Below are 18,032 nucleotides of genomic sequence, written 5' to 3' on the forward strand. Positions count from 1 at the left end.
TGAGTAAAATCCCCCAGCGTGAGTCACCGCAACGCGCTGGTCGCCGTCGTCCGGCAGGAGCTGGCCGAGGCGCGTGGTGCTGCCCGGGCGGTGCTGGCCGAGGCGGAGTCGGCGCGCGGCGAGGCGCAGAACCGGCGGCGGCTCGTCCGCGACGCGTACGCCACCTGCCTGAACCAGCTCGCCGAGGCCCGCGACGCCGCCCGCCGCGACATCCAGCGCCGCTTCCAGCACGAGTCGACCCGGCTCGCCGGTAACGTGCGCCGGCTGGCCGCGGTCAGCGCCACCGGGGCGGCCGGCCTGCCGTGGCGGATGTGGGCGCCGACCGAGCCCGCGCCGGGCGCCCGGCCCGGCCTGCTGCGGATCGGCTCGCTCAACCTGGACGACACCGCCGCCCTGCCCGCGCTGGTGCCGTTCCTCGACGCGGCCCACCTGCATTTCGAGGGCACCCATCCCGTGGTGGACGGCGTGATCACCGGGCTGCTGCTGCGCGCGCTGGGCAGCAGCCGGCCCGGCGACATCGAGCTCACCGTCTACGACCCCGAGCATCTGGGCGGCACCCTCGCGCCGTTCGCCCCGCTCGGCATCTCCTTCGTCCCGCCCGGCTCGCTCGGCGCCACGCTGGACGACCTCGTCGAGCACATCTGCCGGGTCAACGAGACCGTGCTGGCCGGGGAGCACCAGTCGCTGGCCGACCTGACCGCGTCCACCACCGGTCCCCGGCCCGAGCCGTGGCGGGTCGTGGTGCTGCTGGCCGACCCGGCCACGGCCGAGGAGCTGACCAACGCGCAGCGGGCCCAGCTCGACCGGATCGTGCGCACCGGCGTCGCCTGCGGCGTGCATCTGGTGGTACGCGGTCTCGCGCTGGACGACCATCCGACCGTACGGCGTCTGGTCGTCACCGATCAGACCGCGACCTGCGACATCACCGGCGACCTGGAGATCCGCCTGGATCCCCCACCGCCGGCCGAGCGGGTCACGTCGTTCTGCCGGGCCACCGCGGAGCGCCTGCGGGCCGGGCCGCCGCCCGCCCGCTTCGCCGATCTCGAACCGCGCGAACTGTGGGCCGAGTCGTCGGCGCACGGCCTCCTGGCGCCGATCGGCGACGCCACCGACGGCTCGCTGGTCCAGGTGCCGCTCGGCGACGATCCGCCGCACGCCCTGGTCGGCGGCCCGTCCGGTTCGGGCAAGACCAATTTGCTGTACGCCTGGCTGGCCGCCCTGGCCACCCGCTACGGCCCCGAAGAGCTCGCCTTCTACCTGCTCGACTTCAAGGAGGGCGTGTCCTTCGCCCGCTTCGTGCCGGGACCGCGCGACCCGGCCTGGCTGCCCCAGGTGCGCCTGGCCGGCATCAACGTCAACGGCGACCGCGAGTTCGGCCTGGCCATGCTGAGGCACCTGAGCGAGGAGCTGCGGACCCGGGCCCAGGCGGCCAAGCGGGTCGACGCGACCAAGCTGGCCGAGCTGCGCGCCGAGGACCCCACCGGGCACTGGCCGCGCATCGTCGCCGTGATCGACGAGTTCCAGGTGCTGCTCTCCGGACGCGACGCGGTGGCCGACGAGGCCGTCACCCTGCTCGAGGACCTGGCCCGGCGTGGCCGCTCGCAGGGCATCCACCTCATCCTGGCCAGCCAGGACGTCTCCGGCATCGAGGCGCTGTGGGGCCGCAGCGGCCTGATCGGACAGTTCACGCTGCGCATCGCCCTGCCCAAGGCGCGGCGGATCCTGGCCGACGACAACCTCGCAGCCGCCGTCATCCCGCGCTTCCACGCGGTGGTGAACACCCAGTCCGGCACGTCCGGCGCCAACCAGGTCGTGCGCCTGCCCGACGCCGGCGACCGGCTGGTCTGGCGCAGCCTGCAACGCCGCCTGTGGCGGGATCGCCCGGAGGGCTGCGAGGAGCCCCGGCTCTTCGACGGCGACGCCGTGCCCCGCCTGCCGGAGACCTGCCGGCCCGCGGGCCCGGTGCCGGACGCGGCGGCCCCGGTCGGCTCCTCGCCGGGCGCGGTCCTAGGCGAGCGGATCGACGTGGCCGCCCGCCCGGCGCGGCTGCGCCTGGGCCGGATGCCCGGCCGCAACCTGGCCGTACTCGGCACCCGCACCGAGGAGGCGTGCGACGTGCTCGCGGCGGCCGCGCTGTCGCTGGCCGCGCAGGGGCCGGCGCATTTCAGCGTCGTCTGCCTCGACCCGGACGCGGCCCGGGCGGCGGCCCGGCTGATGGCGGAGCTGCCGTCGGCCGACTGGTGTGACGCGGTGCCGGCCGAGCCGTTCGGCACGATCCCGCACTACGTGCTCGGCTACGCGCTGGACGCCGGTGCCGACCCGGCCGCGCTGCGCCGCCTGCTGGTCGACGGCCCCGAGCATCGCACCCACGTGCTCGGCTGGTGGCGCTCGGTGGGCCGGCTGCGCGACAGCCTGGGCGGGCCCGGCGCCCGCCTCGACCCGATCGGCGCCTGGGTGGCCCTCGACGTGCAGGGACCCGACCTGGCCCCGCTCTATCCGCAGCCCGGCGGCCCGGCGTGGTATCCGCGCCACCGCCGCGCCCTGTTCTTCGACCGCTCGGTGCACCGAACTCCGGAAGTCATCGTCCCGTATGAGGTGAACAGTGACCACACGTGACCGTCAGCCGATCGGCCGCGACTACCAGCTCATGGTGAGCGCCCTGGCCGAGGCCACCCGGCGTCGGGACACCGAGATCAGCAACGCCGAGCACGCGTACCAGGAGAGCGCCGCCCAGGCCGCGGGCGAGCTGTCCCGGGCCGAGGGTGACGCCCTCTCGGCCGACCGCTGGGCCGGCGCGGCCGCGGCGCAGGTGCTCGATGTGGACCGTGAGGCGGCCCGGCTCTGGGATCAGCTGCGCCGGGCCCGTGGCCTGCGGGTGCGGGCGCTGGGCGAGATGCCGGATCCGGTGCCGGTCGACGCCGTGCCCCGGGCCGCCCTGCCCCGCAGCCCGGAGACGCCGCAGGTGAAGGCGCCGCGGGCGCTGCTGGCCCGGGCCGCCGAGCGGATCGACCACACCATCCATCCGGCCGGCCGCCGTTCCCTGCCCCGCTGGGCGCTCCCACTGCTGCCGATCCTGGGCGCGGTGGTCGCGGCGCTGGCGGGTCTCGTCGGGTCGGGCCTGGTGACCTTCGGCAGTACGGGCGTGTGGGGCGGCCCATTCCTGCGCGGGCTCGGCTGGCTGGCCTTCCTGGTCGCCCCCTCGGCCGGGGTGCCGGTGGCGGCGCTGGTCGCCCACAAGCGGCTCCTGGCCCGCCTCGACATCGGCGGCATCGGCCTGACCCTGCTGGGCGGCATGGTCGCCGCGACCATGATGTCCCTGGCCTTCGCGGCCAAGCACTGACAGGCTTGGCGGTCACGTCGAAGGGGTAAAAGCGAGCCGTGGGCGGATATGGGTGGCAGATCGTTCTGGTCGTCGTGCTGGTGCTGGTGAACGCCGCCTTCTCCGGCAGCGAGATGGCGCTGATCTCGCTGCGGGACAGCCAGTTGCAGCGCCTCGAGCGGCAGTCGCGGGGCGGGCGCACGCTGGCCCGGCTGGCCCGCGACCCGAACCGGTTCCTGGCCACCATCCAGATCGGCATCACGCTGGCCGGCTTCCTGGCCTCGGCCGCCGCCGCCACCTCACTGGCCAAGCCGTTGACCGGCCCGCTGGGCTTTCTCGGCAGCGCGGCCGAGCCGGTGGCGATCGTGCTCGTCACCATGGTGCTGACCTTCTTCACGCTGGTGGTCGGTGAGCTCGCCCCCAAGCGGATCGCGATGCAGCGGGCCGAGGGGTGGGCGCTGCTGGCCGCCCGGCCGCTGGACATGCTGTCCACGCTGTCACGCCCGGTGAACTGGCTGCTCGGCAAGTCGACCGATCTCGTCGTACGGATGGCCGGGGTCGACCCGAACGCGACCCGCGAGGAGGTCAGCACCGAGGAGATCCGCGACATGGTCACCCAGCAGCAGGAGTTCACCCCGGAACAGCGCACGATCATCAGCGGCGCCTTCGAGATCGCCGAGCGGATCCTGCGCGAGGTGCTGGTGCCCCGGCGCGACGTGCTCACCCTGCCGGCCGACCTGCCGTCGAACGAAGCGCTCACCCGGCTCGTCGCCAGCGGGCACTCCCGCGCCCCGGTGACCGGGCCGATGGGCCTGGACGACGTGCTCGGCGTGGTCCACCTGCGCGACCTGATCGACGCGCCGGGCCCGGTGCGCGACCACCTGTACACCGCGCTCTTCCTGCCCGAGACGCTGAAGGTGTCCGACGCGATGCGCCAGCTGCGCGTCCAGCACCAGCAGTTCGCCTTCGTGGTCGACGAGCGCGGCTCCATCGACGGCATCGTCACCATGGAGGACCTGGTCGAGGAGGTCGTCGGCGAGATCTACGACGAGACCGACCGCGACGTGCAGTCGGTGGTGCGCGAGCCGGACGGCGCCATGCTGTTGCCCGGCACCTTCCCGATGCACGATCTGCCGGACATCGGCGTCGACGTCGAACGCGAGGACGAGGGCGACTACACGACGGTGGCGGGCCTGGTCCTGGCCCAGCTCGGGCACATTCCCACCAAGCCCGGCGAGGTGGTGGAGGTCGACGGGCACACCGCCGAGGTCGTCGAGGTCACCGGCCGCGCCATCACGCAGGTTCGGGTACGCCCGGCGCCGCGACCGGACCCGGAATTCGACTAGGACCTTCGGCGTACGCGACGGAGAGCACCGCGTGCGCCACCAGGATCGCGTGTTCCTTCGCGTCGTACGGCCCGACCCGCAGCTCCACCGCGTGATCACCGAAGACCGCCCGGACCGTCCAGCTGTTCGGGTGCCGGTCGTCCTCCCGGCTGTGGTTGACGATCAGCTGGGTGGCGCCCTTGACGTTCACCGCCGACCACTTCTCGTCGGAGGTCCCCCAGCACCGGAACCAGCCCGGAGCGACGGCCAGGGCGCCCTTGCCGGCCTCGGCCAGCGCCCACTCCATCTGCTCAGGCGTCATAGGGCGATCGTAGGGGCCGCTCGCGGTGAGCGGCCCCGAACGCGATCAGTACGTGTAGAAACCCTTGCCCGACTTCCGGCCCAGGTCACCGGCCTGGACCATGCGCTGGAGCAACTCCGGCGGGAAGAATTTCTCGTCGGCGGTGTCGCGGTAGATGTTGCCGGCCGCGTTGAGCATGACGTCGAGCCCGGTCAGGTCGACGGTGGCCAGCGGCCCCATCGAGTGGCCGAAGCCCAGCTTCATCACCGTGTCGAGGTCGGCCGCGCTCACCACCCCCGTCTCGACCAGCTTGATCGCCTCGACCAGCAGGGCCGAGAAGAGCCGGTTGGACACGAAGCCGGCGACGTCGCGCTTGACCTCGACACAGGTCTTGCCGACCTCTTCGGCGTACGACCGGGCCGTGGCCAGCGTGTCGTCGGAGGTCTGGTAGCCGCGGACGAGCTCGACCAGCTTCATCATCGGCACCGGCGAGAAGAAGTGGATGCCGACGACCGACTCGGGCCGCTCGGTGACCGTGGCGATCTGGGTGATCGGGATGGCCGAGGTGTTGGTGCCGAGCACCGCGCCGGCCTTGCAGATCTTGTCGAGCGAGCGGAAGACCTCGTGCTTGGCCTCGACCTTCTCGTAGATCGCCTCGACCACGATGTCGGCGTCGGCCACCGCGTCCAGATCGGTGGTGGTCGTGATGCGGCTGATGGCCGCCTCGGCGTCCTCGTCGGAGATCTTGCCCTTGGCCGTGAACCGGCCCAGCGAATCCCGGATCGCCGTCATGCCCCGGTGCAGCGAGGCGTCGTCGACGTCCCGCATGGTGACCTGCCAGCCCGCCTGCGCCGAGACCTGCGCGATGCCGGAACCCATCAGTCCGGAGCCGATGACCGCGAGTCGACCCGCCATGTGCCTCTCCTCTGGTAAGAGTGTCGTCGGCCTCACCCTAGCCTTGTTACTTAACGGAAACTCAGGCGGAGGGACTGTCTTTCTATCGGGTCAAATCCTCTTAAAAGCCGGCGTAGCGGTGCGAGACTATGCGCATGGCCACAGGTAACGGCTGGTACCTCCTCGGGCCACTGATCGCCGTCGGTCTGGTCGGCTTCCTCGGTGCGGTTTTCTGGCGCATGGGCCTGCAATGGACACACACCCGCGAACCCGCGGGTGACCCGTGCGCCGACGGTCTCGCCATCTTCGGCGACCCGGACGACTACGGCCTGCTCTGCCCGGCCGCCGTCACGATCGACGCCGAGGTCGCCGACGAGATCCGGCGACTCCTCGGCGACGCCGGGATCCGCGCCACCCAGGCGGTCGCCCGCGACGGGCGTACGGCCGTGCTCGTCTTTCCCGAACAGGTCGAAGAGGCCCGCCGCCTGGTCGGCGACTCGCCGGCGCTCTAGACCGCCCTCACTGGAAGTCGAAGGTCGGCTCGGGCACGTCGGCCCGCTCCACCTCGGCCCCCAGCCCGGCCAGGTCGGCCACGAAGTCGGGGTAGCCGCGGTCGATGTGGTGCACCTCGCCCACCTCGGTGACCCCGTCGGCGCAGAGACCGGCGATGACCAGGCCGGCGCCGGCCCGGATGTCCGTCGCGCGCACCGGCGCCCCGGACAGGCGCGGCCGGCCGTTGACCACGGCGTGGTGCCCGTCGGTACGGATGTCGGCGCCCAGCCGGACCATCTCGTTCACGAACATGAAGCGGCCGTCGAAGATGTTCTCGGTGATCAGTGAGGAGCCCTCGGCCACCGAGGCCAGGCCGATCGCCATCGGCAGCAGGTCCGTCGCAAAGCCCGGGTAGGGCAGGGTGACGATGTCGACCGCCTTGGGGCGCTCGTCCATGCGTACCCGGAAGAAGTTGTCTCCCGGCTCGACCGTCGCGCCGGCCGTGACCAACTTGTCGAGGGCGATGTCGAGGAACTCCGGCCGCACTCCTCGCACGGTCACGTCGCCACGGGTCATCGCGGCGGCGAACGCCCAGGTGCCGCCCACGATCCGGTCGCCCACGGTGGTGTGCCGCACCGGGTGCAACTCGTCGACGCCCTCGATGGTCAGCGTCGACGAGCCGGCGCCGTCGATCCGGGCGCCCATGTCGGTGAGCATCTCGCAGATGTCGACGATCTCCGGCTCGCGGGCCGCGTTGTCGATCTCGGTGGTGCCCTTGGCCAGGACGGCCGCCATCAGCAGGTTCTCGGTGGCGCCGACGCTCGGGAAGTCGAGCCAGATCTTGCTGCCGCGCAGGCCGTGCGGCGCCGAGGCGATCACGAAGCCGTGCTCGCCGGAGATCTCCGCACCCATCCGGGCCAGGCCGGAGACGTGCATGTCGAGCCCCCGTGAGCCGATCATGTCACCGCCCGGCAGGGCCACCCGCACGTACCCGCGACGGGCCAGCAGCGGCCCGAGCACGCAGATCGACGCCCGCAGCCGGCGCACCAGGTCGTAATCGGCCTCGCTGCCCGGCTCGGCCGGCACGTCGATGGTCGCCTCGCCCCCGTCCAAGGTGACCTGGCAGCCCAGTCGCCGCAGCACCTCGGCCATGATGGCGATGTCGGTGATGCGCGGAACGTTCTCGACCACGCTGCGGCCCTGCGCGAGCAGAGCGACCGCCATCAGCTTGAGAGCCGAGTTCTTCGCGCCACCCACGCCGACCTCACCGGTCAGCGCGGTACCGCCCTTCACCCTGATCACATCCACGCGGGCCATGGTATGAGTCGCCGACGAACCGGTGCTCCGTAGGGTGGGGGCATGGCCGTTCACCTCACCCGCATCTACACCCGCACAGGCGACGGCGGGCAGACCCGCCTGGGCAACAACGAGATCGCCGACAAGACCGATCCGCGCATCGCGGCGTACGCCGACGCTGACGAGTGCAACGCCGCCCTGGGCGTCGCCCTGGCGATGGGTGACCTGCCCGACGACGTCCGCGCCGTGCTCAAGGTCGTACAGAACGATCTCTTCGACGTCGGCGCCGACCTCTGCAACCCGCTGTCGGAGGACCCGCCCTACCCGCCGCTGCGGATCACCGAGGAGTACGTGACACGGCTCGAGGGCTGGTGTGACGAGTTCCTGGAGCGGCTGCCGGCGCTGGACAGCTTCATCCTCCCGGGCGGCACCCCCGGCGCGGCCCTGCTGCACGTGGCCCGCACGGTGGCCCGGCGCGCGGAACGCTCGTCCTGGGCCCTTCTTCAGGCCGACCCTTCCCGTACGAGTCAGCTGCCGGCCAAATATCTCAACCGCCTCTCGGACCTGCTGTTCATCCTCTCCCGCGTGGCCAACCCCGGCGGCGACGTGAAGTGGGTGCCCGGCGGCGGTACGGCGGAGTAGCACCCGCACGCGGGCGGCCCGTCGTCGTACGCCGCCTACCTCGCGGATTCATGGGGCTACGAGGTCGAGCTCCAGCCGGGGCCGCCGTAATTCGCTTCCCCTCCATGTCACCATGAAGACATGACCTCACGCGCGACCGCCTTCAGCCGGCCCCCGGCGGCCGGCTGATCTGCGCGTTCCTGGCCGCCCCTCGCGGGCGGCCATTTTCGTGGGCTTCCCGCATCTTCCCGAAGCGGAGAATCCCATGTCCCTCACCGACGACCTCGCCGTCCGCGACCTGACCGACCCGGCGCAGGGCCCGCACGCGATCCAGGAGATCCTGGCCGCCATCCTCGACGCCGTCACCACCCGCTGGCCGGCAGCCGACCTCCTGGTCCATCGCGGCGACCGGATAGTCGACGTGGCCGACAACTACGACCATCTCGGGTACAGCCCAGCGGCGATCACCCGGGACGCCCGCTACACCCGTTATGTCGGCGAACGGCGGATGCTGCGCTCTCAGACATCGGCCCTGATTCCGGGCGCCCTGCGCCGCCTCCGAGCCCCCGACACCCTCATCGCCTGCCCCGGCATCGTCTATCGCCGCGACTGCATCGACCGCCTGCACACCGGCACACCACATCAGCTGGACCTGTGGCGGGTCACCACGGCCGCCCCGCAGCCCAGCGGTCTGCTCGAACTCGTCGAGACCACGCTCGCCGCCGCACTCCCCGGAGTCCCTTGGCGAACAAGTCCGGCAGACCACCCGTACACCACCAATGGCCTGGAGATCGAAGCCCGGGCGGCCGGCGACTGGGTCGAGATCGGCGAGTGTGGAATCGCCGCACCGCGTGTCGCCGGAGCCGGGCTGGCCCTCGGGCTCGGACTGGACCGCCTTCTCATGCTGCGCAAGGGCATCGGCGACATCCGGCTGCTGCGCTCGAACGACCCTCGGGTGGCGGCACAGATGCTCGACCTGACCCCGTACCGCCCGGTCTCGGCCCAGCCCGCCGCCCACCGCGACGTCTCGGTCGCCCTGCCGGAGGGGGTGACCGCCGAGGAGATCGGCGACCGGGTACGCGACATCCTCGGCACCGACGCCACCCTGGTCGAGGAGGTCAGCATCCTCTCGGCGACCCCACCGGACGACCTCCCGCCCGCCTCCCGCGACCGCCTGGCCATGCGCCCAGGCGAGGTGAACGTCCTGGTCCGCGTCATCCTCCGCGACCTGCACGCCACCCTCCCCCGCCGCCGTGCCAACGCCCTGCGCGACCGCGTCTACGAGGGCCTCCACCAGCCCGGGGTCAGGCGTGCAGGGTGCCGTCGATGACGGTTACCGCCTTGCCGGTCAGCAGCGTGCGGTCGCCGCGGAGGGCGACCCGCACGTAGCCGCCCCGCGGGGACGCCTGGTAGCCGGTGAGCTCCGTGCGGCCGCCCAGACGGGCGGACCAGAACGGGGCCAGGGCCGTGTGAGCGCTTCCGGTCACCGGGTCCTCCGCCACGCCCGCGGCCGCGCCGAAGAAGCGGGAGACGAAGTCGTAGCCGCCGTTCGGGTCGTCGGCGCGGGCCGTCACCACCACGCCCCGGTTCTCGACAGTGGCCAGCGCCGTCAGGTCCGGTGTCAGCTCGCGCACCGCCGACTCCTCGAGCACTTCGATCAGCAGGTCGTCCGTGTTCGGGCCGGTGTGGTGCACCGACAGCGGAGTCACCCCCAGCGCGTCCAGCACGCTCGGGTCGGCCTGGATCGGGCTCAGCGGGGCCGTCGGGAAGTCGAGTGTGATCCAGCCCTTCTCGTCCGTATCGGCCGTCAAGATGCCGCTGCGGGTGGCGAAGCGCACCAGGCCGGTGCTCTGCAGCGCGTGGGCCGTGGCCAGCGTGGCGTGCCCGCAGAGCGCCACCTCGACCGCCGGAGTGAACCACCGCAGCGCGTAATCAGCTCCGGACGAGGCCGGAACGGGGTGCAGGAAGGCCGTCTCGGACAGGTTCACCTCGGCCGCGACCGCCTGCATCCACGCAGCGTCGGGGAACGTGGGGCCGTCCAGCACCACCACGCCGGCCGGGTTCCCGGCGAACGGCTGCTCGGTGAAGGCATCGATGATTCGAATCCGCATGGTTCGACGCTAAAGCCCGCGGCCGTACGCGGCGAGAGCCACCTGGAAAGGCGCGGCCGCCTACTGCTCGATCGTGCGGGGGCGGATCACCGGGCGGGCGACGCTGCCGGGCGGACCGGGCGGGGCCGCCTCGAGCCAGGAGAGGAAGCCGGTCACCGTGGACTCGGCCATCGCGATCTCGATCTCGTCGGTGGCCGTGGCCAGCTTGAGCACCACCCAGTGGCCGGGGATGGTGAGGCGCTCGGGGCCCTGAGGGCGTCGGCGCTCCTCGATCGTGAGGGTGCCGCGGTCGAGCACGCGCTTGGGGCGGAAGGCGAAGCTGAACATCCGGTGGATGCGCAGCTCACCGCCGGCGAACTGGCCGATCGCCGTGGACCAGCCGCGGCCCGGCACCATGGTGCTGAGGTGGATCTGGAGGCGAATGGTTCCGCCGCCGACCATGAGCAGCCGGCGGCGGAAGAAGATCGCTAAGAGACAGACGAGCGCAGCGATGAGGCAGATTCCGACGACTTCCAGAATCTCCATCGCCGATCGTCAGTGAGTCTCGGGGGTGGCGGGGGTCGCGCTCTCGGCGAGAACGGTGACGCCGTCGGCGTCGATCGAGAGGAAACCGCCGGTGACGTCATACGTCAACTGCTCGCCGCCGGCGAGCTTGACCCGCACCTGCGAGGGCTCCTTCAGCAGGCCCAGCAGCGGGGAGTGACCCGGCAGGACGCCGATCTCACCCTCGGTGGTCCGCGCGACGAGCATCTCGGCCTCACCGGACCAGACGCTTTGCTCGACGGCTACGACCTTGACGGGCAGCTGGTTGGCCACGCTGTCCTCCTGTGTATGAATCCGATTGGGTGAAGTCTAGACGGCCCCCTTTGCCGGGACCGCAGCAGGTCAGACGTTGCTGTTGATGTACTCAGGGTTGCGGAAGATGAAGTTCTGCACCTGATCGTCGCGTACGGCCTTGAAGAAGTCCTCGGCGCTGTCCTCCAGCGCCTCGCCCCGATAGTCGCCGTTCACGATGACCGAGTCGCCCGGCAGCTTGATCAGGGTGATGTCGTCGGAGCGCAGGCTCTTCAGCGCGAAGGCCCAGTCGACCACGTTGTGGCCGTTGCCGTCGAAGATCAGCGCCTTGCCGGCCGCCTTGAGCACCGCGTCGAGCTTGGTCGGGCTGGTCACCACGTTCTTGCTGAGCGCCTGCTTGGCCAGGGCCTTGATGAACTGCTGCTGGTGGCGCTGGCGGTCGTAGTCGCCGCGGGGCAGGCCGTAGCGCTGCCGCACGTAGTCGAGGGCCTGCCAGCCCTGCAGGTGGCGGGTACCGACCTTGTATTCGGCCTGGGGGCCGTAGTACGGGTGGGCGCAGCTGTTGTCGGCGCAGCGGTCGTAGCGCGGACGGGTCTGGCCGTTCGGCTGGAGGTGCTCCGACTTCACGTTCTGGTCGATCGTCATGGTGACGCCGCCCATGGCCTCGACGATCGCCTTGAAGCCGTTGAAGTTCAGGATGACGCCGGCGTCGAACTCCTTGATGCCGGTGAGCCGGCCGACCGTCTTGGCGAGCAGGTCGAAGCCCTGGACGACGTCGTGCTTGCCGTTGCCGACCGAGCTGCCGTACCCCATGGCGGCGTTGATCTTGGATCGGCCGCCCTTGAAACCGGTCTTGGCGAACGGCGGGATGTCGACGATCAGGTCGCGCGGGACCGAGAAGAGATAAGCCTGGTCCAGGCCCCGGGGGATGTGGGCCACGATGATCGAGTCGGAGAGCGGGGTCTGCGTCTCGGTACGCGGGTCGACGCCGACCAGAAGAATGTTCAGCGGGCCCTTGATGTCGGAGACGGGCTTTTTCGTGGCGCCGACGGCCGGCTCACCGAACAGGTCCTGGGTCTCCACGGCCCCGGCGTACCGGGCCACCAGCACCTGCTGCGTGACGATGGCACCACCGCTGACCACCATGAGGACGCAGCCGAAGATCGCGCAGAGCCGCGCCCACAAGGGCGCGCGCCTTTTTCTGGCCACAGGTCTCCCCCAACGGTTGTCGATCTCGGCCGCCTGACGAACGACAAGAGTACCCAGAAAGAGCCAGCAGATCTGAGACTCGCAGAAGCCGCAAATCAGACAAAAGCTTCCCTAGGTACGGCGAAGCCGCGCCCACCATAAGGTCGGCGCGGCTCCACAGTCGCTGAGCCAGCTCAGCCCTTCATCAGCTCGTGCGCGTTCTTCTCGAGGTCCTCGAGACCACCGCACATGAAGAAGGCCTGCTCGGGGTAGTTGTCGTACTCACCCTCGCTGATCTTCTTGAACGCCTCGATGGTCTCCTTGAGCGGGACCGTCGAGCCGGGAACGCCGGTGAACTGCTCGGCCGCGTACGTGTTCTGCGAGAGGAAGCGCTCGATGCGGCGAGCCCGCTGCACCGTGACCTTGTCCTCCTCGGAGAGCTCGTCCATACCGAGAATGGCGATGATGTCCTGCAGGTCCTTGTACTTCTGCAGGATGCGCTGCACCTCGCGGGCGACCGCGTAGTGCTCGGCGCCGACGAACTCGGGCGCCAGGATCCGCGAGCTGGAGGCCAGCGGGTCCACGGCCGGGTAGATGCCCTTGTCGGAGATCGACCGCTCGAGGTTCGTGGTCGCGTCCAGGTGGGCGAACGTGGTGGCCGGCGCCGGGTCGGTGTAGTCGTCGGCGGGCACGTAGATCGCCTGCAGCGAGGTGATCGCCTTGCCCCGGACCGACGTGATCCGCTCCTGGAGCTCGCCCATCTCGTCGGCCAGCGTGGGCTGGTAACCCACGGCGGACGGCATACGGCCGAGCAGCGTCGACACCTCGGAACCGGCCTGGGTGAACCGGAAGATGTTGTCGATGAAGAGCAGCACCTCCTGGTTCTGGACGTCCCGGAAGTACTCCGCCATGGTCAGCGCGCTCAGCGCCACCCGCAGACGGGTGCCCGGCGGCTCGTCCATCTGGCCGAAGACGAGGGCGGTCTTGTCGAGAACGCCACCCTCCTCCATCTCCAGGATGAGGTCGTTGCCCTCGCGGGTGCGCTCACCCACGCCGGCGAACACCGACGTACCACCGAAGTTACGGGCAACGCGGATGATCATCTCCTGGATGAGCACCGTCTTGCCCACGCCGGCGCCGCCGAACAGGCCGATCTTGCCACCACGCACGTACGGCGCGAGCAGGTCGAGCACCTTGATGCCGGTCTCCAGCATCTCGGTCTTCGGCTCGAGGTCCGCGAACGCCGGGGGCTTGCGGTGGATCGACCAGCGCTCCTGGATGTCCAGGGTCGCCGGGTCGGCGTTGAGCACCTCGCCGAGGGCGTTGAACACGTGGCCCTTGGTCACGTCACCGACGGGCACCGAGATCGGCGCGCCGGTGTCCTTGACCTCGGCGCCGCGGATCAGGCCGTCGGTCGGCTGCATCGAGATGGCGCGGACGATGTTGTCACCCAGGTGCTGGGCGACCTCGAGCGTCAGCGTCTTGGTGCCCTCGGAGAGGGTCACCTGCACGTGCAGCGCGTTGAAGATGTCGGGCATGGCGTCACGGGGGAACTCGGCGTCGACGACCGGGCCGATGACCCGGACGACGCGGCCGACACCGGTCTCCGCCTTGGTGGGCTCAGCTACAGCAGTCATCACGTATCACTTCCTGCCGAGGACAGCGCCTCGACGCCGCCAACGATCTCACTGATTTCCTGGGTGATCGCGGCCTGCCGCGCGGAGTTCATCTCGCGCGTGTACCGCTTGAGCAGGTCGTCCGCGTTGTCCGACGCGCTCTTCATCGCCCGCCGGCGCGAAGCCGACTCGCTGGCCGCCGAGGACAGCAACGCCGCGTAGATCCGCGTGTTGAGGTACTTCGGCAGCAGCGCGTCGAGCAGCTCGTCGGCGTCCGGCTCGAACTCGTAGGCCGGGCGCAGCCCGGGCTCGACCTCGCGCTCCTCGACCTGCATCGGGGCCAGGAAGTGCGCCTCGGCGGACTGCGTCATCAGCGACTTGAACTGCGTGCTGACGATGTGCAGCTCGTCGACGCCCTGGATGCCGTCCGGGCCGTACGTGGCGTCGGAGTCGTCCGCGCCGGCGACGAACGCCTCCAGCAGGGCGTCACCGATGGCCTTGGCGTCGGAGAACGACGGCCGCTCGGAGAAGCCCGTCCAGCTGGTCTCGATCGGCCGGTTGCGGAACCGGTAGTAGCCGACGCCCTTGCGGCCGACGACGTACAGCACCGCGTCCTTGCCGTCCGCCTTGAGGCGGGAGATCAGCTGCTCGGCGGTACGGATGGCGTTGGCGTTGTAGGCGCCGGCCAGGCCGCGGTCGCTGGTGATGAGCAGGACACCCGCCCGCCGGACCCGCTCACGCGGGACCAGCAGGGGGTTGTCGATCGTCGCGTTGGACGCCAGGGCGGTCAGGACCTGGGTGATCGCCTCCGCGTACGGCTTGGAGGCGGCGACCCGCTCCTGCGCCTTGGCGATGCGGCTGGTGGCCACCAGCTCCTGCGCCTTCGCGATCTTCTTGGTCGACCGGACGGTGCGGATGCGCCGCCGGAGGGCCTGTACCTGACCGGCCATGACTACTGGCCTTCGGCCGGACGGCTGACCTCGCGGGTCACCGTCTCGCGCGTCTGGCGGCCCTCTTCCAGCGGCTCGGCCGGGTTCTCGTTGACCGCGGAACCGGTCTCGCCGCGCTTGAAGAGCTCCTTGAACTCGGTCACGCCGCTCTTCAGGTTCTCCACGTCGTCGTCCGACAGCAGGCCGGTCGAGTCGATGGCGGTGTAGGTGTCGCTGCGGTGCCGCTTGATCCAGCCGAGGAAGTCCTGCTCGAAGCGGCGCACGTCGCTGACGTCGATGTCGTCGAGCTGGCCGGTGGTGCCGGCCCAGATCACGATGACCTCGTCGACCACCGAGTACGGCGAGTACTGCGGCTGCTTGAGCAGCTCGACCAGGCGGACGCCCTTCTCGAGCTGGGCCCGCGACGCCTTGTCCAGGTCGGAGGCGAAGGCCGAGAAGGCCTCCAGCTCACGGAACTGGGCCAGGTCGAGACGCAGGCGGCCGGAGACCGAGCGCATCGCCTTGACCTGCGCCGAGCCACCCACCCGGGACACCGAGGTACCGACGTTGATCGCCGGGCGGACACCCGAGGCGAACAGGTCGGTCTCCAGGAAGATCTGGCCGTCGGTGATCGAGATGACGTTGGTCGGGATGTAGGCCGAGATGTCGTTGGCCTTGGTCTCGATGATCGGCAGGCCGGTCATCGAGCCGCCACCCAGCTCGTTCGAGAGCTTGGCGCAGCGCTCGAGCAGGCGGGAGTGCAGGTAGAAGACGTCGCCCGGGTACGCCTCGCGGCCCGGCGGGCGGCGCAGCAGCAGCGACACGGCGCGGTAGGCCTCGGCCTGCTTGGTCAGGTCGTCGAAGACGATCAGGACGTGCTTGCCGTTGTACATCCAGTGCTGGCCGATGGCCGAGCCGGTGTACGGGGCGATGTACTTGAAGCCGGCCGGGTCGGAGGCCGGAGCCGCGACGATCGTCGTGTACTCCAGCGCGCCCTGCTCCTCGAGGGTGCCCCGGATCGACGCGATGGTGGTGGCCTTCTGGCCGATCGCGACGTAGATGCAGCGGACCTGCTTGTCCGGGTCGCCGGACTCCCAGTTCGCGCGCTGGTTGATGATCGTGTCGATCGCGACAGTGGTCTTGCCGGTCTTGCGGTCACCGATGATCAGCTGGCGCTGGCCGCGGCCGATCGGCGTCATGGCGTCGATCGCCTTGATGCCGGTCTGCAGCGGCTGCTTCACCGGCTGCCGGGCCATGACGTTGGGCGCCTGGAGCTCGAGCTCGCGCTCGCCCTCGCTGACGATCTCGCCGCGGTCGTCGATCGGCCGGCCCAGCGGGTCGACCACGCGACCGAGGAAGGCGTCGCCGACCGGGACCGAGAGGACGCGGCCGGTCCGCTTGACCTGCTGCCCCTCCTCGATGCCGGTGTAGTCGCCCAGGATCACGACGCCGATCTCGCGGACGTCGAGGTTCTGCGCGACACCCAGCGTGCCGTCGGCGAACTCGAGCAGTTCGTTCGCCATCGTCGAGGGCAGGCCCTCGACGTGCGCGATGCCGTCGCCCGCATCGGAGACGATGCCGACCTCCTCGCGGGAGACCTCGGGCGTGTAGGACGAGACGTAGCGCTCTAGCGCCCCCCGGATCTCGTCCGAGGAGATGGTCAGCTCGGCCATCCTCTGCCTTCTCTGTCTAGCTCGGGACGTCGCCGCCACCGAGGGGCCTGCTCAGCCCCGCGCGGAAAACCGCGCGGGCCGAGGGAAAAGTTACTTGGAGAACGCCTGCTTCGCGGCGTTGAGCCGCCGCAGGATCGTGCCGTCGTAGAGGTCGGAGCCGACCTTGACGCTGACGCCGCCGATGATCGAAGGATCGACGTCGACCTTCAGCGAGACCGGCCGGCCGTAGATGTCGGACAACTTGGCAGCCAGCGCCTGCTCGTCGGCGTCGGTGAGCGGCTTGGCGACCGTCACGTACGCGACCTCGCGATCGCGCTTCGCGGCGGTCAGCTCGACCAGCCTGGTCAGCGATCCCTCGAAGCTACGGCCCCCGAAGCCCTCGAGCGCCACCTCGACGAGCCTTACCGTGGCCGGCTGGGCCTTGCCCTTCAGCAAGTCCTCCACCAGCTTAACCCGGCGCTCGGTCGGAGCGCCGGGGTCACTGAGCGTGATGGCCAGCTCGGGGTTGCCCGAGACGATCTGCCCGAAGCGGAACAGCTCGTCCTCGACCTCGGCCAGGGTGTCGGCCTTCTGAGCGCCGGACAGCACGGCCTCGGCGCCGAGGCGCTCGACGACGTCGAGCAGTTCGGCCGGCCGGGAGAACCGGCCGGACACGAGCGAGGCCAGAACGTCGACGGTGACCTGCGAGACCTTGCCGGACAGCAGCGAGCGCAGCAGCTCGCCCCGGTCCGCACCGGAGCGCGACGGGTCGGTCAGCGCCCGGCGCAGGGCGGGCTGGGCCCGCAGGATGCCGGCCACCGACAGGATCTCGTCGGCGACGGTGGCAACCTGCGCGGCCGTGGCCGTGCCGGTGCTGCCGGTGAGCTTGGCGGCCGCCTCGGCGTAGGCCTGCTGGCTGACGGTCGACGCCATCAGCGCCGCCCGCCCGCCGAGCCGGCCGCGCCGAGCTCGTCGATGAACCGCTCGACCGTGCCGCGGCTGCGCGCCTCGTCGGCGAGAGCCTCGCCCACGATCTTGCCGGCCAGGTCGACGGCGAGCGTGCCCACCTCGGAGCGGAGCTCGCGCACGATGCTCTCGCGCTGAGCCGCCAGCTGCTCGTTGCCGGCCGCGATGATGCGGTCCGACTCCTCGCGAGCCTTGGCCAGCACGTCCTGACGAATGCCCTCGGCGTCGGCCCGGGCCTCGTCGCGGATGCGCGCGGCCTCGGTGCGAGCCTCGGCGAGCTGCGCGCGGTACTGCTCGAGCAGCTGGTTGGCCTCGGCCTGGGCGGCCTCGGCACGCTTGATGCCACCCTCGATGGCGTCGACTCGCGCCTTGAAGGTCTTCTCCATCTGGGGGAAGACGAACTTCATCAGCACGAAGCAGAGGATGGCGAAGGCGATCGACCCGATCACGATCTCCTGCCAAACAGGAATGATCGGGTTGTGTTCCGTCTCCGCGGCCTCAGCGGCTAGGTAGGTGAGCATGGAGAC

Annotated in this window: 18 protein-coding genes; 6 read left to right on the forward strand and 12 right to left on the reverse strand. The window is 70.6% G+C overall.

Annotated features, from left to right (window positions below; all coding sequences use genetic code 11):
- The first annotated feature begins 18 nt into the window (after positions 1-18).
- The 3 genes from ACGFJ7_RS03115 to ACGFJ7_RS03125 are packed head-to-tail and all read left to right on the forward strand — an operon-like array spanning position 19 to position 4,665.
- Entirely contained in the window at positions 19-2,616 is a 2,598-nt protein-coding gene (locus tag ACGFJ7_RS03115) for an FtsK/SpoIIIE domain-containing protein (RefSeq protein WP_360242492.1), read from the forward strand.
- A complete protein-coding gene (locus ACGFJ7_RS03120; protein ID WP_360242495.1) occupies positions 2,603-3,340 on the forward strand; it encodes a hypothetical protein in 738 nt (245 codons plus the stop codon). The genes ACGFJ7_RS03115 and ACGFJ7_RS03120 overlap by 14 nt, the downstream gene beginning before the upstream one ends.
- Before the next feature lie 38 nt (positions 3,341-3,378).
- A complete protein-coding gene (locus tag ACGFJ7_RS03125) occupies positions 3,379-4,665 on the forward strand; it encodes a hemolysin family protein (protein ID WP_360242498.1) in 1,287 nt (428 codons plus the stop codon).
- On the opposite strand, the gene ACGFJ7_RS03130 is transcribed toward ACGFJ7_RS03125, so the two are convergent.
- On the reverse strand, positions 4,613-4,966 hold the full coding sequence (locus ACGFJ7_RS03130) for a hypothetical protein (protein WP_360242501.1): 354 nt from the start codon (positions 4,964-4,966) through the stop codon (positions 4,613-4,615). The genes ACGFJ7_RS03125 and ACGFJ7_RS03130 overlap by 53 nt on opposite strands.
- Positions 4,967-5,011: 45 nt before the next feature.
- The gene (locus tag ACGFJ7_RS03135) at positions 5,012-5,860 is read right to left on the reverse strand and encodes a 3-hydroxyacyl-CoA dehydrogenase family protein (RefSeq protein WP_360242504.1); all 849 of its coding nucleotides are present in this window, start codon (positions 5,858-5,860) and stop codon (positions 5,012-5,014) included.
- Positions 5,861-5,994: 134 nt separating this feature from the next.
- Here ACGFJ7_RS03135 and ACGFJ7_RS03140 point away from each other — a divergent pair, with 134 nt between their 5' ends.
- Positions 5,995-6,351, forward strand: a complete 357-nt coding sequence (locus ACGFJ7_RS03140; RefSeq protein WP_360242507.1) for a hypothetical protein — start codon at positions 5,995-5,997, stop codon at positions 6,349-6,351.
- A 7-nt stretch (positions 6,352-6,358) separates the two neighbouring features.
- Here the strand turns inward: ACGFJ7_RS03140 and murA are convergent, their stop codons facing one another.
- Positions 6,359-7,648: a UDP-N-acetylglucosamine 1-carboxyvinyltransferase gene (murA, locus tag ACGFJ7_RS03145; RefSeq protein ID WP_392640554.1), complete on the reverse strand. Its 1,290-nt coding sequence runs from the start codon at positions 7,646-7,648 to the stop codon at positions 6,359-6,361.
- A 42-nt stretch (positions 7,649-7,690) separates the two neighbouring features.
- Here murA and ACGFJ7_RS03150 point away from each other — a divergent pair, with 42 nt between their 5' ends.
- Complete coding sequence (locus tag ACGFJ7_RS03150; protein ID WP_392640557.1) at positions 7,691-8,269, forward strand: cob(I)yrinic acid a,c-diamide adenosyltransferase; 579 nt, start codon at positions 7,691-7,693, stop codon at positions 8,267-8,269.
- 244 nt (positions 8,270-8,513) lie between these two features.
- Positions 8,514-9,578 (forward strand): hypothetical protein, encoded by a 1,065-nt coding sequence (locus tag ACGFJ7_RS03155; RefSeq protein ID WP_392640560.1) that lies wholly within the window; start codon positions 8,514-8,516, stop codon positions 9,576-9,578.
- Here the strand turns inward: ACGFJ7_RS03155 and ACGFJ7_RS03160 are convergent.
- From ACGFJ7_RS03160 to ACGFJ7_RS03200, 9 genes are all read right to left on the reverse strand, one after another.
- Positions 9,553-10,359 carry a PhzF family phenazine biosynthesis protein gene (locus tag ACGFJ7_RS03160; RefSeq protein ID WP_392640563.1) on the reverse strand — a complete coding sequence of 269 codons (807 nt, stop codon included), beginning with the start codon at positions 10,357-10,359 and terminating at the stop codon, positions 9,553-9,555. The genes ACGFJ7_RS03155 and ACGFJ7_RS03160 overlap by 26 nt on opposite strands.
- A gap of 60 nt (positions 10,360-10,419) precedes the next feature.
- Entirely contained in the window at positions 10,420-10,884 is a 465-nt protein-coding gene (locus ACGFJ7_RS03165; RefSeq protein WP_360242525.1) for a DUF2550 domain-containing protein, read from the reverse strand.
- Between the two features lie 9 nt (positions 10,885-10,893).
- Positions 10,894-11,175 (reverse strand): F0F1 ATP synthase subunit epsilon, encoded by a 282-nt coding sequence (locus tag ACGFJ7_RS03170; protein WP_360242528.1) that lies wholly within the window; start codon positions 11,173-11,175, stop codon positions 10,894-10,896.
- 69 nt (positions 11,176-11,244) lie between these two features.
- Positions 11,245-12,300 (reverse strand): LCP family protein, encoded by a 1,056-nt coding sequence (locus ACGFJ7_RS03175; RefSeq protein ID WP_360243598.1) that lies wholly within the window; start codon positions 12,298-12,300, stop codon positions 11,245-11,247.
- 236 nt (positions 12,301-12,536) lie between these two features.
- Complete coding sequence (atpD, locus tag ACGFJ7_RS03180; protein WP_360242531.1) at positions 12,537-13,979, reverse strand: F0F1 ATP synthase subunit beta; 1,443 nt, start codon at positions 13,977-13,979, stop codon at positions 12,537-12,539.
- Positions 13,979-14,908 (reverse strand): F0F1 ATP synthase subunit gamma, encoded by a 930-nt coding sequence (locus ACGFJ7_RS03185; RefSeq protein ID WP_360242534.1) that lies wholly within the window; start codon positions 14,906-14,908, stop codon positions 13,979-13,981. The genes atpD and ACGFJ7_RS03185 overlap by 1 nt, the downstream gene beginning before the upstream one ends.
- Positions 14,909-14,910: 2 nt before the next feature.
- Positions 14,911-16,560: a F0F1 ATP synthase subunit alpha gene (gene atpA, locus ACGFJ7_RS03190; protein ID WP_360242537.1), complete on the reverse strand. Its 1,650-nt coding sequence runs from the start codon at positions 16,558-16,560 to the stop codon at positions 14,911-14,913.
- Between the two features lie 90 nt (positions 16,561-16,650).
- Positions 16,651-17,472, reverse strand: coding sequence for a F0F1 ATP synthase subunit delta (locus tag ACGFJ7_RS03195; protein ID WP_360242540.1), 822 nt, complete (start codon positions 17,470-17,472; stop codon positions 16,651-16,653).
- Positions 17,472-18,026 carry a F0F1 ATP synthase subunit B gene (locus tag ACGFJ7_RS03200; RefSeq protein ID WP_360242543.1) on the reverse strand — a complete coding sequence of 185 codons (555 nt, stop codon included), beginning with the start codon at positions 18,024-18,026 and terminating at the stop codon, positions 17,472-17,474. Before ACGFJ7_RS03200 ends, ACGFJ7_RS03195 begins: the two co-directional genes overlap by 1 nt.
- Between the last annotated feature and the right edge of the window lie 6 nt (positions 18,027-18,032).

The organism is Actinoplanes sp. NPDC048988, from assembly GCF_043197815.1.
In the GTDB taxonomy this organism is placed as follows: Bacteria; Actinomycetota; Actinomycetes; order Mycobacteriales; family Micromonosporaceae; genus Actinoplanes.